The sequence below is a fragment of the Candidatus Aminicenantes bacterium genome, assembly GCA_011049425.1.
Classification (GTDB): Bacteria; Acidobacteriota; Aminicenantia; order UBA2199; family UBA2199; genus UBA876.
In genome coordinates this window covers 1-16824 of sequence record DSBM01000031.1, presented here as the reverse complement: position 1 = coordinate 16824, position 16824 = coordinate 1, and the positions used below count along the sequence as shown (strand labels likewise).

Below are 16824 nucleotides of genomic sequence, written 5' to 3'. Positions count from 1 at the left end.
CGTCCTGCCTCAGCCCATGGGGCCCCGGAACCTGCCGTTTGCGTTCGCTTATGCTTTATGCCCTGCGGGTATGTATGCCCTCTGGGTACTCTTCCTCACAACTGCTTACTGATTCCCAATATATGTTTACCCACACGAAACGTAATAGAACCGATCATTTAAATCTGTTTCGGATTTCGGATGTAGGAAAGGTGCAAGTTGACAACCGCTTGGTCCTGGCGTTTAATGCTGGCGAAAATCGACCAGGAGAGTTTCATGGCGGAATCGTTTGATCTTCAAGTTGAATCCGAGATCGGCATACTGGAGGGAGTTGTCTTGCATAACCCGGGCGCAGAAATCGAGAACATGACCCCGGGCAACGCGGAACGCGCCCTGTACAGTGACATTCTGAACCGCAAGGTGGCGGCCCGAGGTTACCGGCAATTTTCCGGGATACTGGAACAATTCACCCGGGTTTTTTATATCCTGGAGTTGCTGACCGACGTTCTCGATAAAGAGAAAACCAGGATTGAGCTGGTCACTCAGATCTGCCGCAACGAGAATGCCATGTACTTGCATGAACGACTCCTGGAACTGGCCCCAAAAGCACTGGCCCGGCAGTTGATCGAGGGCGTGGAACTGGAGCGCGACAACCTCAGCCGTTTCCTCAGTGAAGAGCGCTACTCCCTGCGGCCCCTTCACAACTTCTTTTTTACCCGCGATGCCGCGGTTGTCTTTGGAAATGAGTTGATTATCGGCCGGATGGCCCGCCGCGTGCGGGATCGCGAAGCGGTGATTACCGCGGCCATATTCTCTCATCACCCCTTATTCTCGACCCGGATGCACTCCCCCCGCCGCGAAGACAATGGTGAGCCGGTCACGCTGGAAGGCGGCGACATCCTGGTGGCCGGGAAAGATCTGCTCCTGATCGGCAACAGTTCCCGTTCCAACACCCGGGGAATCGATTTTGTGATCGATGTACTCAAGAAGCATAAAAAACCCGGCCGCATCGTCGTACAGCAATTGCCCCCCAGGCCGGAATCCTTTATCCACCTGGACATGATCTTCACCCTCCTTGATCAACACCAATGCATGATCTACGAACCTCTGGTCGGCCGCCCCAACCCTTTCCACTCGGTTCTCATTGAAGTGGATAACGGTAAGGTGCACATCAGTGAAGCAGAGAATCTCATGAAAGCCCTTGAAAAGGCCGGCATGGAGCTGGAGCCACTTTACTGCGGCGGTCGCAAAGACGCGTGGATCCAACAGCGGGAGCAATGGCACAGCGGGGCCAATTTTTTTGCTTTCGCGCCCGGGAAACTGATCGGCTACGATCGCAATGTCTATACCCTTGAGGAACTGAACCGTTCCGGTTATGAGGTGCTCCGTGCCACCGATGTCCTGAAACGCAAGGTCGATCCACACGCGTATTCACGCTGCGTGATCACCGTGGACGGAAGTGAACTGGCCCGGGGCGGCGGCGGTTGTCGTTGCATGACGTTGCCCCTGCGCCGGCGTCGCCTGTGAACGGCGAAACGAAACGGCCCCACACATTTTTTCCAGGCTAAGCGTTTTTGATCTGAGCGTTGACCACAATCGCGATTTCCTGGGCCAGGGCGGCGCAGGCTTCGTAACTGCCGCAACGGGTCAGGAACACGCTTCTGCCCGATTTGGCCTGCAGTGACAACTCGGCGGTCGAGCGCATGCTTTTTTTCTCTTGCCGGACCCGCACGTTCAGGGAATCAACGTCCCTGAAGCCCATCAGGCGTTTGCGGCCTTTGCGGATCTCTTGCTTGCGCTTGTCGAATACCATGCGATTGTTCATGAAAGTATCGCGGATGATCATGAACATCGGGAACAGCGGCAATAGAAAAAACAGGATCAGGAAAGGCTCACCTTTCAGTGTCTGCCACAAAGCCTGCCAGGGTGAAACCGCTTGGGAAAAATCGATGGCGGTCAGCAGGGCGGCATACCAGAAAACCACAAAAACAGCCAGCGCCGGCAAGGGCTGCCACGTTTGATTCCTGCGCAGACGCAGAACCGCGATCTCGTCACCACTCCAATTGAGCGTCAACCTGCCGGATTTCCCATATGGGTAAGCGTCACTGTTCACAACCGGATCATAAGCCACGCTATTCGCGAATGCAACCATTATTGCTCCCCTATCATGGTTTCATCCAGCTTCCGCCTTGAGATTTTTCTTTTTATCCCACATAATCTAATTGATTCAAGACCAATCCGATTCAAGACGGGAACGAGGCGAAAATTTCTCTCAGGAGGATACCATGAACAACCGGACATCAGAGTTCAGCGCGATCACTGACCGCAGGCAGGAGTTCCCGTCTTTGAAAAGAGAATATCAGGGAATGCCCCTGGCGTTTTTCGACGGACCGGGAGGCACCCAGGTTCCGGAAAGCGTGATCTCCGCGGTTTCAGATTATTACCGCACATCCAACGCCAACGCACACGGGGCATTCATCACGTCTTGTGAAACCGATGAGGTCGTGGAAAAGGCACGCCGGCAAACAGCGTGCTTCCTGGGCGCCGAAGGCCCGGGAAACATCTCATTCGGCCCGAACATGACCAGCCTGACTTATTCCCTCAGCCGGGCGATCGGTCGCCGGCTCCATAGAGGAGAAGAGATCCTGGTTACACAACTGGACCATGAAGCCAACCGGGCGCCCTGGCTGGCCCTGCGCGAACAGGGAATCATCGTGCGCGAAGTCAAAATTCTGGATAACGGTACCCTGGACTACGGGGATTTTGAGAACAAGATCAACGAGAATACCCGCCTGGTAGCCGTGGGCTACTCCTCCAACGTAACCGGCACCGTAAACGAGGTCCAACGAATCCGCGGCCTCACCCATGCCGCGGAGGCCCTGCTGCTGGTGGACGCGGTCCATTTCGCCCCGCATTTTCCCATTGATGTCACTTCGCTGGGAGTCGATTTCCTTTTGTGCTCGGCCTACAAGTTTTACGGCCCCCATGTCGGGATACTCTACTCCAGGGGGGAATTGTTAAACCGCGTCCCAACCTACTTCCTGAGAACCCAGGAAGCCCACGCCCCTTGCAGAATTGAAACCGGCACACTGAACTTCGCCGCCCTGAACGGCGTGACCGCCGCCATCGACTTTATCGAGTCATTTGACCCGGACCCGGACATCCAATCCCGCCTGAAGCGTGCCATGCAACGAATCGCCCGCTACGAAGAGACCCTGGCGCGGCGCATCTACGAAGGGCTGCAATCCATTCCCGGATTGCGAACAATCGGTCCGGACTTTAACGTGGAACAGCGAGCGCCGACCATCTCTTTTACTCTTGAAGGCGTAAATCCTTACACTGTCTGCGCTGAATTGAATGAAAAAGCCATCCTCGCATGGAACGGACATTTCTACGGCATCCGCGCGGTTGAAAGCCTCGGCCTGTTGGAAAAGGGCGGACTGACCCGGGTGGGTGTATCCCTGTACAACACTGAAGATGAAGTAGACCGCCTGTTGACCACGGTAAATGAAATCGCTTCCCGGCACCGCTGAATTGAAACAATAATTTCGTGAATCACCGCCAGTCAGTATGATCTTTCTCTGCCGACTTTCATGCCTGATTGATGATGACCACCGATACGTACCGCTTTGCGTTTGCGCTGCCTTTGCCGGTAACACGAATCTTGTGATATAGTTTTGCGTAGACTGGAGGCAGCCATGAAGGTCAGACCCGTCATTCTTGTCATTCTGCTGATGATCGTTTCCCCGGTGGCCGGCCAGGATCAGCCGGCCATCCCAAAATGCGCGCCCCTTTTTATCAAGGCCACCTTTTACCCGACTTACAGTTTGTCTCGATACGACTACGACATTGACCGCAACCGTCAGGAATTACGCGCCTACATTGAACTGCGTCAGGGAGGCATTCACGGGGATGCGGTTCGTGACGCCCGAATCCTGGTGAACGGCACTCCCATTGATTACAACGACAAAGAAAAGGATTACCGCCGCCGGATCCTTATCCAACAGCAAGACAATTTCTCCAGGGACATCCTTCTTGAAATCCAGCGGCCCGACGGATGCCGGATTCGAGAGGAGGTCAACTTCCCCGGCTGGGTAAAGATCTCGGACCCCGCTGCAAAGATTGTGGAAATAAACACAAGTATTCCCGTCCGCTGGACCTTTTCTTCTCATCCGTTCCCCCTGGTTTTGCATATCTTTGATTTCAAACAACGGCAAAAACTGCTGCGACGGCGGTTGGATCCCGGAGATTCCGCGCACTTGCCTCAAAAAGATATCCCAAAAAACTCGATTTTGCGTATCTGGATTACTTCGGACTGGTTTTTTAAAAAGTACTTGAGCGGGAAGCACATTGTCCGGGGATCGGAGATCAACATCCTGCCATGGAGCCAGGTGTTTGTGCGGACCCGGTCTACAAAAACGGAACCTTAATGAAACGCATATTGCCGGCAATCTGGATCGCTGCCGCTGTACTGGGAAGCAATCACCTGGCGGCCGTACTCTTCGCGAAACCCGAAGCAATCAAAGTGCCCGGAGTCTACCTGGATTGTAACCCCCGCCAGATCGACATCCATTTCATCAAAGAGGAAATCACTTTCGTCAACTATGTGCGCGACCGCCAGGCGGCCGACATTCACGTCATCATCACCGTACGCCAGACCGGCAGCGGCGGCAGGGAGCATTCCATCAAATTTCTGGGCCTGAACAGCCAGAAAGGCAATGACCGGGAACTGAAGTATTACTCCACCGCCACCGACACCGAAGACCAGCGCCGCCAGGGCCTGGTCGAAAAGCTGAAACAGGGCCTGATCCCCTACATTTCGGATACGCCCATGGCGGATTTTATCTCCATCTCCTACAGCGGCGCCGGCGCGGAGAAGGCCGCGCGCGCAAGCGGCAAAGACAAGTGGAACCACTGGTCTTTTCAAGTCGGATTGAGTGGAGATATTGACGCGGAAGAGTATTCAAAGAACTGGGAGTACTCACTGTCCCTTTCCGCCAACCGCGTGACCCGGGAATCAAAAATCAACTTGTGGACCTTTCTGGAAAACGAAAAAACCATCTATTCCATTGAGGATGAAGGCAAACTGGAAGAATACATTTCTCAAACCAGGAGAGCGATGTTCTATGCCGGCTATATCAAGAGCCTCAGCGATCACTGGTCCCTGGGCGCATTTTTTGATTTCTTTTCCTCTACATACGACAACGCGGACATCTATTACACGGCGGGATTGGGAATGGAGTACAACATCTTCCCTTATGACGAGTACACCCGGCGTGAACTGCGTTTGCGCACTAAGCTGGAATATACCCGGCGCCGATACAACACGGTAACCATATACAACCTTCTGGAAGAAAACCTGTTCCGTCAGCAATTGGCGATCTTTTTTGCGCTCAAGGAGCCCTGGGGTTCGGTGGGCCTGCGGTTGACCGGCATGGCCTACTATCATGATTTCTCTAAAAACAATTTCCGGGGCGATGTGGATGTCAGCATGAACCTGTTAAAGGGACTGAGCGTGCATGTCAGCGCCAATTACTCGCGGGTAAGAGACCAGCTCTCCCTCCCCGCCGAAGGCGCTACCAAGGAAGCCATCCTGATGGAGCTCCAGGAACTGGCAACCGGTTACGAATTCAGCTTGCGCCTGGGGTTGAGTTATCGCTTCGGCTCCATTTACAGCAACGTGGTCAACCCCCGGTTTTAGCCCCCACAACGTATCTTATAAGCCCGAAAAGGTTTTGCTGACAGCGGGTTGTTCATAGCAATTATCCACGCTTCTCTTGCCGAATTTTTTCCGGAATACATCGATTATGGGAAATCCACGTTTTCTGCGCGAGGGTGAGAACAAATCCTTTGAACGTTTATCCTCCTGCCTCAACTTTGACAACCCCGGTAATGGAGAATCAGGATTACCCTGATCGGGCTTTTTCGGTCCTGCACCCGTTTCCACTAATGAAAATTTTCCCAGCCGGCGCCAAATTTCCTGTTGAATGCGGGAGCACTCGTTTTGGTCCGCCCAAATATCGGAAACGCCCACCTTCCCCTTAATGGGCTTGCGCAAGAATATGGCACCCCAAGCGCCTTTCCATCCCTCTTCCTGCCAGGGACTCTGTACGAAATTTCGATTCCCAATCACCTCCAATCCTGAAGGTCTTATGATTCGTTCCTCAACTTCAGCCGGTGACATAAAACCGTTGCAGCCAGGTTCGCGGTATCCATAATCGAAAGTCATGCTCAGCACCCCACCCGGCTTCAGTACCCTGGCCATTTCCCGTATTGCCAATTCCTGATTCTCAATATGTTCAATCACGCATACGGAAATTACCTGGTCAAACATATTTTCGGGAAATTCAATCCTTTGGGCATCACCATAAGCATTTACCAGATTCCAATTCATGATTTCAGCCACATGATTCGCGTTGTCAACCAAACCCTGGTTCAAGTCAATGGTAAATACCGTTGCCCCTCTGCTGGCAAGATAGAAAGAAAGCAGTGTGGATGATTCCCCGACTCCCAGAACTTTTGAGTTTAGCGAAACTCCTGAAAATTCGATGACCATACACATTTCCCAATACCTCCACAATGCCCGTTCGGGCCAGGTGCGGCCTTTGGCTGCGGCACAGTGGAAAGGTTGGAAATCACCCAGAAAACTTGTATGGAGCAATCCTTTACTATTCAAAAGGGAACGTAACCTTTCAAAATCTTCTATCAAAGCAATAAAAGATATCCGTTGCAAATCTGAGACTTCAATGGACTTGTTGATTATCATTAACGTCTCCAAAAAACCATTGATTTAAAATCATGTTTACCCTGTTTTGGATAACATACATGGCCTCAGCGGGCAATTCAACGTTTTGAAGCCAGAAAGAGTTTTTTTTAAAGGCCGGACCTTGAACAACTCACTATGTGTCAACCCGGCGCGAATGATCCAACCAGATTCTCATCTGTATGTTCATCTCATCCCAAAGGCGGCGTTTCTTTTCACCGCAATGGTGCGGCCGCCGCCCGTGTGGAAAGGCGAAATCCCCGATTTTTCGGTTATTTGCGTTCGGAGGCCTCGCCCACCTTGGAGGAGGACACGGGCGCGGTTTGACCCGATACCGTGGGAGTCGCGGTGTCGGCGTTACCGCCCATGGCGGACCCGTTGGCGGATCCCCCGGCGAAATGACGGATCAGCGAAGTCTTGTTCATGGGGCGCCCCTTCCTGATCGCCATGGTGCGCAACTGGAATTTCTGCCGGTCTGTAATGGTCCTGGATGAAACTTTCAATTCCGGGAACATCACTGAGTTCCGGTGACTGGAGTAAACCAGGTCGGTCCCCAACCTGTGGGCAATGACGCGATCCGGGTTCCAGTCACGTTTTTCAATCGGACCTTTCACCAGACGGCCGCCGGTTATCTTTTTCTCCTCCGGCCGGTTATCATTCTGCCGGGCTTGCACCAGACTGCGGTACAGCAGCCAGTTTCGTGCTTTACGTGCATTCAGGCCGGGATCCGGACTCTTTTCCGGAGCCGTTGTCCGATCCAGGGACAGCTGGCGATTCAATACCTTCAGGGGCGCACGGTTCAGCCGTTCCAGGATAATGGCGACATCTTTGGGAACATCCTTGAAGATGACTGGAGGCGGCGTCAATTTCGATTTACCGGATTGATTATACCGCGCCCGCCAGCCCTCATGACCATATCGGCGGTAGGCGGCATATCCTGCATAGTCACCATACACGTAATGGATCCAGTCGGAAAGCGTCCAACACCCGGAGAGACCGTATGCTTCTCCTTTCATCTGCGCCCACAACCAGTCGGCCCCGTACATGCCCGGCTTGAACGCGGTACCGGGGATCCAGACCCAACCGTTCTTGTTCATCCAGACCCAGTTGCCCAGGTGGGCAGGAATCCAGCCCCAGGGCTGCGTCGGAACCATATACAACTGATTGTTGGCCGTAACAAAACGGGCATGGAAAAAAGGCCGCCGGTCCGGATACTTGAAACTGTCGTCGTATGGCTTCCACACGTAACCGAGAAGGTCATTGTATTCCCACTCCCCGTACAGGCTTGACCACTTCTCAGCGAATCTCACCACCCCGGGAGGAAACTGATAAATGGGCTTGGGAAGTTTGCTGATGCCGTAATGGAGCCCCTCGAAGTGCTTGTTCACGTACTCGTTCCACAATTGAAATTCCGCGCCCCCCCGGCTGTCACTGCGCACCCATTCGTGGGTCGCTGTGATCAAAGCCCCTTCGCCGGATCGCATGTACTTTTTGTCCAGCTTTTTTTCCGGGTCGCCGAAGAGGACGCCGATTTTTCCTCTATCCACGAAAATCCGGGTGCCCGCGCCTTCAACGGCAATGGTTGTGGTGGAATCGCCGGCCATCTTGACCGCGGCCAGTGGGGTTGCCAGCTGGAACAACTCGCGGTTGTAGGTGTTGTTCATGGAAAATATGCGACCCTCCGTGAGTTCCAGCAAGGTGATTTTTTTGTTTGAGGTCAGGCTGTCCGCGCGCAGGGTTTTGATATTCAAGTTGCTTTGGCTGTCCATGCGCAGGATGGTCCCGTTGTCAAACTGCAGTTCACACCGGCTTTTTTCACCCGTTTCCACAGCGTCTCCCGGCAAAAGCGGGAAATTCACGACCGCGGTTTTTGGTTCGGAAGAACCCGCCTGGCGTACGAAAACCCCCCCCTCCAGTAATGATACGTAGCAGAAAGCCTCGGAATCATCCGCGGCATACGCCTGCAATCCAAACAAAGCCAATGAAATGACGATTATCCATCCAAGCCTGTAATGTTTCATGACAAACCTTCTGATCTTCATCTTCCCGCACACCATACTGTAGCAATACGGTTGCCATGAATTCATTCCCGGAGTGTCCCTTTTTTGCCGCGTTTTTCCCAATCCGCTGTCCGCTTGCGATGCCGGGTAACGCGGTCTTCGTGCAGGGTGGCCAGATATTGAAAAGTCGGCCGGGTTCAGGCCAGCAGGCGGTAAGCGGTTTCCAGGTTCCTGAGAACGGCCACATCATAGGGGCAATGCGTCTCGCAGAGTCCGCATTGCGTGCAGCCCGCAACAGTGGCTCGAAGTGACAGGCTCCGATAGGCGGTCCGGGCTTCGCGGGTTTTGCCGTAGCCGCGGTAATACAGACTGTAGCGCATGATGTCGGAAATGGCGATTCCCTGGGGACAAACACTTTCGCAAATCCCGCACATGCGGCAATATGTGGCGGAGTTTTTCTTTACGTGGCGATTCAGGCAGGCCTGTTCACGTTGCGTGATGGGGCCGGCCAGGGCCCCGAGGTTCTCCTGCAGTATGTTGAAATTCAACATCTCCGTGATGATCCCGGACACCCGCTGATCCGCCAGCACCCACTTGATCTTGGCCTGGGGCGGGCTGACTCCCTCCGCCCGGAAACGGGACAATTCCTGACGCTCCCCGCCGGCCATCACTTTCATGGCAATAACCCCCAGGTCCTTTTGCGACGCTGCATTCAGGATCTTTGAAATTCCCGCCTCTTGCAGGTAGTCGGTATACACCCCGCCTTCCTCAACCCGGCTTCCGGAATAGACATTGTACGCAAGGGAGATCATGTCGTAGTGACCACTCTCGATCGCCGGAAGCAGTACACGGACCGGATCGTGATGGCAGGAAACTCCGGTAAAACGGATTTTGCCCTGCTGTTTCAGTTTTGCAAATGCCTCCAGTACATAATCCGCCTTGAGCAGATCAGGGTCCCGTGCGCCGTGAACCAGCAGTACATCGATATAGTCGGAATTCAGGCGCCGCAAACTACCTTCAGCTTCCTCAATCAAACCGGCAGTGGAACGATACCGTCGCCCCGGGTGGAACTTGGTGGCCACAATGAAACGGTCCCTCCGATCAGCGATCAGCCGGCCGATGATGCTCTCGCTGTTACCGTTCATGTAGGAAGAGGATGTGTCCACGTAATTGACGCCCCGGTCCATGGCCAGGCGGAACACCGACTCATTCGGGACCGGACTGCCCCCCAGGCTGACCGCGGAGATCCTCAGGCCGGTCCTTCCCAATCTGCGATACGCCATTTTGGCCGGGGTTGAAGCGGAACCGCCCGGGGACTGGGTGGAAAACAGGTTTGGAGCGGCGGATAAAATGCCGAGACCGGAAAGTGTCGTCATAAACTCCCGGCGCTTCATCAACCAATTCCCCGGGAATGGACGCCTGTAAAAGCCTTCTCATTTATGCGCATGAAAGTAATTTAGTTTTGTGCAAACGGAATGTCAACCACCATTCCCCTATATTTCTTCTATCCGAACACGGCGGTTTTCGCGATCGCAATCAGAAAAAGCGCTTGCTGCCGACGTTGTTTTCCCTGGAATTCAGCGGATATCGCCCGAAGAATAGCTTCAATTCCGGACCGCGATGGTTTCGATCTCGATCATCGCGCCCAGTGGCAGGGCCGCCACTTGAAAGGCGGCACGGGCCGGGGGATTGTCTTTATAGAATCGCTTGTATACCTCGTTCATGCGCGCGAAATTGCCGATATCTTCCAGCAGTACGGTGGACTTGACCACGTGCTCATACCCGAGTCCCGCAGCCTCAAGTATGGCGCCGATATTCTCTAGGACCCTCTCTGTCTGGGCTTCGATTCCTCCCGCAACGATCTTTCCCGTTTCAGGGTCAACGGGCACTTGTCCGGAGATGTAAAGCGTGCCTGCCGCCTCGACCGCTTGGCTGTAGGGCCCGATGGCCGCCGGCGCTTTGTCTGTCTGGATTGCTTTCTTCATTTCAGCCCCCTGGGTATTTTGATTTGATTCTCAGTAATGAACCAAGAAAACACAATGCTCCGCATAACCGACTGGAAGGAGCTGGAAAGCGAAGCGGCGCAGCTTTTCCCCTTCCGAGCTAATGCGGTTGTTAGCCCATTCTTTCATCGTCCGTATCCCGCACCCGCAGGCATATTCTCGAACACTTTCAGTGCATCCTTCCTGGTGATAACTGTGTCGTAAAGGCCGATGTCTTCACCATCGTGCTTGTTGATCCCGGTGTAGCTCAGACTGGCGTCCTCATAACGTTTAAACTTGTAGACCGCGTCGTTCATCAGGGCGCTGTTGAACACGCCCAGGCTGACCAATAACTCGAAGTCCTTGACGGTCAGTCCCGTGACCTTCTTGAACAAAACCGGTTCAAGTTGGGTAATCACGTCCTTCAGTGTCCGCTCGCGGTAGTCGGTCAGGTACATGAAGATCGGAACACGGGTGGCGAACTTGATAAGCTTCTCCTGAATCTGCTTGCGCCTGCTCTTGTATTCCTTTTCATCTTCCGTCAGTTCTTTCTTTTCCTGCGGCGTCAGGTCTTCGTTGTTCTTGTCCTTGCGCGCCTTTTTCACCGCCTCGGACTTGTTGATGATCGTTTCGATGTCCTGATTCAGATTGCGGAAGCCCTCAATGCTCATCAACGCATTCATGGCGGCCTCATTCGCCATGAGCCGCTTCAACGTATCGTTGTCTACATTCACCAGCAGCGCGCTTTCCCAGCGCCGCGCCAATAGCGTCGCGGTGGTTCCGCTCATCGCCATATCGAGAATCCCGGCGGCGTCGATCTGCTTCATCGAACTGCCGTCATAGGCGAGCACCGGCAGAAAACTGATGAATTCCTCGACCTTCTTCTCCGGGTTGGTCTCGTCTACGTTCAACCTGCAACTGTAATCGGCAATCTGGCGCAAGGCCCGATCGGGCGCGAAGTCAAAGACATAGCATTCCTTCTTGATGATCTCTTCTTCATTCGGACTTGCACCGTCCGGGTTCCGCACCGTCCAGGGCGATTGCACGCGAAACGCCGCCTGAAAGTAGGTCTCCGGGGTGGAGGCATTGCGAAGCATGAATATCCCCGTCCATGGCCTCACCGTTACGCCTGTCGTCAACTTGCCGCATGACAAGGTGATGGTTTTCGATTCCAGCGGATCGTCCATTGCATCCAACACTGGCGGCAATGCGGCAACGCCGATCCCGGCAGCGCTCCCCGCCGCCACAATGATCGTGTAATCGTGATAGAAGCGGTTCTGCCGCTTCGCCAGCAGGTTGCGCATGGCATAACACGATGCGATGCTCGGCAGGAACCAGAAGGTGTGCGATAAAACATTCAACAGCCGCGCATCGGAATAGGGCATGGGGGGCTTCTTCGCCCCCAGCTTCAGATTGTCCACCGTCGCCGCCTGAAACGAGCCCCGGATCAGGTCAAGCCACTTCTGCACCTCGTTTTCATACTTGAATCGGGCCTTGCCGCCGCTGCCCTCGGCGGAGAAGAACACGTTCAGGTCAAATTCGTCGAACTCGCCCTGCATGGCGATCTCCCGGATCGCGTCCGGCAGTTGATAGGTCATCAACACCATGCGCGGCAGGCAGGTATAGGGATTGTCCGGCTCCGGCCACTCTGCCTTGGCCCGCTGTTCGTCCGAGTAGGTCCAGTTGAATATCTGTTCCTCGATGAACTCTCCCGAGGCGATGGCGCGGAACGGAGTGCCCGACAGATACAGGTAATGATCCGTCGTAATCGGTATAATTTCTTCGTCAAAGTCCTGCAACCCCTCACCCTGGCCGAACTCGGCCTCTTTCTTGTCCTCAGCTTCGAAAAGTTCCTTGGCGTTCTCGCGCCATGCGCCGTAGTGGTATTCGTCGAAGATCACGCAATCCCAATTGGTCGCGTGGACCCATTCGTTCTTGGTCTTAATCCCACCCGTGCTCTTGTTCTTGCCCAGGTAATCCTGAAACGAGCCGAAGCATACGAAAGATTTCCGCTTGTCGGCCTCTTCATAGGTCAAACCGCCGGGCTTGATGAACTGCCAGCCCGCGAAATCGATGTGCTGCTTCAGGTCGTCTTCCCACGCGCTTTGCACCGCCGGCTTGAACGTCAACACCAGCACTTTGCGCCACTTCAACTTCTTTGCCAGTTGATACGCGGCGAAGGTCTTGCCGAAACGCATCTTGGCGTTCCACAGGAAATGCGGCGGCTTGTCGTGATTCTCCTTGCGGAAACTCCGGAAGTAGACCGCCGTCTTCTCCACCGCCGCTTCCTGTTCGGGCCGCATCCTGAAATCCAGCGAGCGGTTCTCCTCACTCAATTGGCCCGTGCGCACGGCGATAATCGCCGCTTTGACATCACCCACCGTGCAGCGGAACCATTCACCTTCCGGATTTTTGATGCCGTTGATGCGCAGCATCCGGTGGATCTCGCGGTCCGTGAAGACGGTCCCGTCGTTGCGCATCGCCGCCTCTTCCAGCACGATGCGGTAGGGCGGCGGGCCGGGTTTCTTTGTAGGATACTGCTGCGCCACCCGGCTTTTGGTGTCCACGGTCGTATAGCCCACCTTCAGCAGCCCGGCGTATTGCGGGTTTGTGTCCTCGTAGGCATAGATCGTTGGGTGCGCTTCGGGTCGCGGGGGGAAGAACACCTTATTCATCGCCCGTTCCCTTGATCTTCTTGCGGGACTTGACAGGCGGCAGGAAGTTCTCGCCCGTCACCACGCTTTTTCCGGTCTTCTGCTCCAGTTCCAGCCGCGCCCGCTTTGCGATACGGCCCCCTTTTTTGCCCGCTTCCGTGTTTTCGCCCATCCCCGTTGCCTCGACGCTCTCGGCGATCTGCCGGGTGGAAAGTTCCGCCAGCGCGGTGAAGATCAGTTTTGCCTCGCTCATGTGGTCGCGCAGGTTCTGGGTTTTCAGTCTCTTGACATCCTTGTGCTGTTTGACCGAAACCCCGCTCCATTCCTGATGGATAATGTTGGTCAGGATCGCATATTCGTCCTCGCCCTTGATCTCGTGATCCTTCCAGTAATCAGTCAGTTTGTTGCGGGTCTCCTGCCCCATCATCCGCTGCTGAATCCACTTCTCGCTGCGGCCATGCTGCCGCCAGTATTCGCGGGCGCGGTCGAGCGAGCGGGCCGGGTCGCTCATATCCTGCATCCGCTCGTAGCCAACCTTGGCCAGCCAGAGTTTGATCGGCTCGGCCTTGGGGCTGGGAACCGATTGGATAATGCGCAGCAGCGTCTCGGGATCGGCCACATCGGTCAGGCGCATCTTTCCGTCACTGGCCGGCAGTTTCAACTGGTGACAATTTGTCACCGATTGACTGCCCTCCTTTTTCAGTCGCTCTTTGAGCTTGTTCCAGTATTTTCGGGCGGTCTGGTAATCCGACTGCTGAATCAACACCGCGACGATATCCACCACCGAGAAATACCAGGTTTCCGTCTTCTGGTCGTAGGTCCGGCGGATCTTGAAGTTCTCGAAAACGGCCAGGGCTTTTTCGCTATTCATTGTTCGCCTCCATCGGGCGGACCATCGATTCGATGAAGGCAATTTCGTCTTCGGTCAGGTTGAAGTGTTTGTAGAGTTTGGCGTCCTTCCAGGTCATTGTCATGGAAAGTTGCGGGACAAAAGCGAACCGATCTTTCGTGATGTGTTGCGTGTTCTTGCGCAGCCCTACCAAAAACCGCAGAAATCTGCTCCGCAGATAAGCGGCAAGATTTGTGGCCTCGCCTTCGGAATCATAGGCACCAACGACAAGATACGTTTCAGTGCATGCGCTCGGTGGCGCGGCGACGATTGGTTTGCCCATGATCATCCGCGGATACTCTCTCGCTTCTCCACCCTCGCCATAACCCATCGAAATCAGGGCTTTCCATTTGTTCAGCATTTCCGTTCCGGCGGTGATTTGCGACTTACTGATCTTCCCCACGGCCTTATTAGCGTACAAAGTCAGTTCACCATGTTTTTCCGGTTTGATGAAGGTGCGAAGGCCGAATGGTTTCTGTCGGGATACTTGACCACTCAGCGAAGGATATTTCTTGGCAGCGACTTTTTTGAGGATTGAAATGGCCTTGTTGAAGCGGACAAAGGTGTCGAATTCGTCCAAGGGGCGCGTCATCGTGTCGGTCTTGCCATTCATGTGCGTCGTCACCTGACATGGACCCTTGTAATCTCGTTCCCACAGGAAAAAGCAAACACCACCTATCACTTTGACACCAGGAAACACGTCGGAAGCGATTGGGTAGTCGACAAGAGAAGAGATGCGCCGATCATGCAGCATCGCATCTCGGAACTCGTCCAAGCCTTTTCCGCCGGCAAACCAGCGAGACGGGATAATCATCGAGAGATAGCGAGTGTTCAGTTTTTTGGCCCGTTCGACAAATTTGTTGTAGATGGGTGATGAGCCTGTGCTATCTCCTGCATCGCTCAACTGGTAGGGCGGGTTGCCGATGATGACGTCGAATTTCATATTAAAAATCTCCTCGGGATGCTCGGTGTGAATGAACTCGTAGGCGTGGGTTTCGAGTTCCTTGCCACGCTCGTATGCTTCTTGACTGGCTCCGCAGTATACGCAACGCCCTTTTCTCCACGCATGTTCGATGCGCTCGAAGCGGATGTTGCCTTCCGGAGTGTCAAAGGTCTCGCAGACGGAATACCTGCCGTTGGCGGTCTTGGAACAATAGACCGAGCGGCGTGAGAGCAGCGCGGTCAGTTCCGTGATCGGCAGGCCGTAAAGTTGGTTTTTAAAAATATGGTTTATCCGTCTCTGGCGGTCGGGGATCTGGTCTTCAAGCCCCTTGTCCAGCCGCTTGGCCATCTCGCGCAGGAACACGCCGGACTTGCAGCCGGGATCAAGGAACGTGGCCTTTCCGTCGCTCCATATTTCCTCCGGGAGCATATCCAGCATTTGATTCACCAGTTGCGGCGGTGTGAACACCTCGTCACTGCTCAAGTTCGCAATGCAGGACAGCACATCCGGGTTATAGTTGCTACTGTTGAGCATTGGCGATCTCCATAAAGTGAACCGGCGGATACTCCTTCTCCGGCGTGGGGATGAACACGTCCTCGCCAAGGTCGGAGAAGAGTGGCAGTTCCTTCATGCCCTCATGATCCAGCAAATCCTTGAAAACGAAGTCCCGCCGTTTGAACATACTACCATTGAGCGGCGACCATTCGGAAAAGACAATTGGAACCCTTGGTTCTTTTCTGGTCTTCAGGTCGAGGGCATCGCCCCAGATGATGTTGCGCTCAAGGATAAACCGGATGGACTCGCGGCAGGCGTCTTTTGTCCTGTCCTTGAACAAACGCAAATAAAGAAGATCAAATATTCCAAAAAGCCGTTGGCGGCAATGCTGCACGTTATCTTCCTGAATATCAATTCCGTAAATGGATGACACGGCCAGGATTGCATACCGTTCGAAATCCAACTGTGACTTGCCATAGCGCTTTTCCACAACAGCCAGCTTTCGTTCCAGAATTGGGGCAAGAAAATTCCCATTGCCGCAAGCGGGTTCGAGGAAACGCGATTCGATCCGCTCCGTTTCCTGTTTCACAAGATCGAGCATGGCGTTGACCTCCCGCTTACCGGTCAACACCTCGCCATGATCGGCTACCCGTTGCTTTGATTTGACTTGTTCTTCCATCGATTCCTTGTCTGTCATCTTCTGTGGGCTAACATTACATTCAATGAAATCGGCTGTTATGTCAAGTGGGGTGGATTTCAGGAGGGCCCAAACATTCAAATATACCCCCTTGCGGAAACCATCAATCGCTTCGCCCCGCTAAAAAGGCAAGTCATTTTCAGCCGGTGGGGCACAACCGTTGCAATCATGCCAAATTCATTTTCCGTCCTTTTGCGAATTTCGCTTTGAAAAAAGTCACCCAACGTAATATAGTCGACGCTGAAAAAGTCATTTTATGATGATATATTGGATATTTTGTGGTAAAATATGAGTATATAATTTGCAGGGATATGGGTCATTTGGGTTCATTTCCTTGCAAAAAAAGAGGTAAAAATGAAGCCCAAACATTCTCCACAAAACAACCCCCAAAGTCATCTTTTTCGTCAGGAACTTTCGGATAT

General features: G+C 53.9%; 13 protein-coding genes. 4 read left to right on the top strand and 9 right to left on the bottom strand.

Annotation, left to right across the window (positions count from 1 at the left end; genetic code table 11):
- Positions 1 to 255 precede the first annotated feature (255 nt).
- Positions 256 to 1506, top strand: coding sequence for an arginine deiminase (locus tag ENN40_02285; protein HDP94170.1), 1251 nt, complete (start codon positions 256 to 258; stop codon positions 1504 to 1506).
- A 37-nt stretch (positions 1507 to 1543) separates the two neighbouring features.
- Here the strand turns inward: ENN40_02285 and ENN40_02280 are convergent, their stop codons facing one another.
- A complete protein-coding gene (locus ENN40_02280) occupies positions 1544 to 2131 on the bottom strand; it encodes a hypothetical protein (protein ID HDP94169.1) in 588 nt (195 codons plus the stop codon).
- Between the two features lie 133 nt (positions 2132 to 2264).
- Here ENN40_02280 and ENN40_02275 point away from each other — a divergent pair, with 133 nt between their 5' ends.
- The 3 genes from ENN40_02275 (at position 2265) to ENN40_02265 (ending at position 5680) form a co-directional block, all read left to right on the top strand.
- Positions 2265 to 3512: a cysteine desulfurase-like protein gene (locus tag ENN40_02275; protein ID HDP94168.1), complete on the top strand. Its 1248-nt coding sequence runs from the start codon at positions 2265 to 2267 to the stop codon at positions 3510 to 3512.
- 165 nt (positions 3513 to 3677) lie between these two features.
- Positions 3678 to 4409, top strand: coding sequence for a hypothetical protein (locus tag ENN40_02270; GenBank protein ID HDP94167.1), 732 nt, complete (start codon positions 3678 to 3680; stop codon positions 4407 to 4409).
- Positions 4361 to 5680: a DUF481 domain-containing protein gene (locus ENN40_02265; protein ID HDP94166.1), complete on the top strand. Its 1320-nt coding sequence runs from the start codon at positions 4361 to 4363 to the stop codon at positions 5678 to 5680. Before ENN40_02270 ends, ENN40_02265 begins: the two co-directional genes overlap by 49 nt.
- 15 nt (positions 5681 to 5695) lie before the next feature.
- Here the strand turns inward: ENN40_02265 and ENN40_02260 are convergent, their stop codons facing one another.
- From ENN40_02260 to ENN40_02225, 8 genes are all read right to left on the bottom strand, one after another.
- Positions 5696 to 6745, bottom strand: coding sequence for a class I SAM-dependent methyltransferase (locus tag ENN40_02260; protein HDP94165.1), 1050 nt, complete (start codon positions 6743 to 6745; stop codon positions 5696 to 5698).
- A 269-nt stretch (positions 6746 to 7014) separates the two neighbouring features.
- Positions 7015 to 8829 carry a hypothetical protein gene (locus ENN40_02255; protein HDP94164.1) on the bottom strand — a complete coding sequence of 605 codons (1815 nt, stop codon included), beginning with the start codon at positions 8827 to 8829 and terminating at the stop codon, positions 7015 to 7017.
- Positions 8830 to 8939: 110 nt separating this feature from the next.
- The gene (locus ENN40_02250; protein HDP94163.1) at positions 8940 to 10136 is read right to left on the bottom strand and encodes a hypothetical protein; all 1197 of its coding nucleotides are present in this window, start codon (positions 10134 to 10136) and stop codon (positions 8940 to 8942) included.
- 210 nt (positions 10137 to 10346) lie between these two features.
- Entirely contained in the window at positions 10347 to 10727 is a 381-nt protein-coding gene (locus ENN40_02245) for a RidA family protein (GenBank protein ID HDP94162.1), read from the bottom strand.
- Positions 10728 to 10870: 143 nt separating this feature from the next.
- A complete protein-coding gene (locus ENN40_02240; protein ID HDP94161.1) occupies positions 10871 to 13399 on the bottom strand; it encodes a restriction endonuclease in 2529 nt (842 codons plus the stop codon).
- Positions 13392 to 14249: a hypothetical protein gene (locus ENN40_02235; protein HDP94160.1), complete on the bottom strand. Its 858-nt coding sequence runs from the start codon at positions 14247 to 14249 to the stop codon at positions 13392 to 13394. Before ENN40_02235 ends, ENN40_02240 begins: the two co-directional genes overlap by 8 nt.
- Positions 14242 to 15744: a restriction endonuclease gene (locus tag ENN40_02230; GenBank protein ID HDP94159.1), complete on the bottom strand. Its 1503-nt coding sequence runs from the start codon at positions 15742 to 15744 to the stop codon at positions 14242 to 14244. The genes ENN40_02235 and ENN40_02230 overlap by 8 nt, the downstream gene beginning before the upstream one ends.
- A complete protein-coding gene (locus ENN40_02225; protein HDP94158.1) occupies positions 15731 to 16384 on the bottom strand; it encodes an SAM-dependent DNA methyltransferase in 654 nt (217 codons plus the stop codon). The genes ENN40_02230 and ENN40_02225 overlap by 14 nt, the downstream gene beginning before the upstream one ends.
- Positions 16385 to 16824 lie beyond the last annotated feature (440 nt).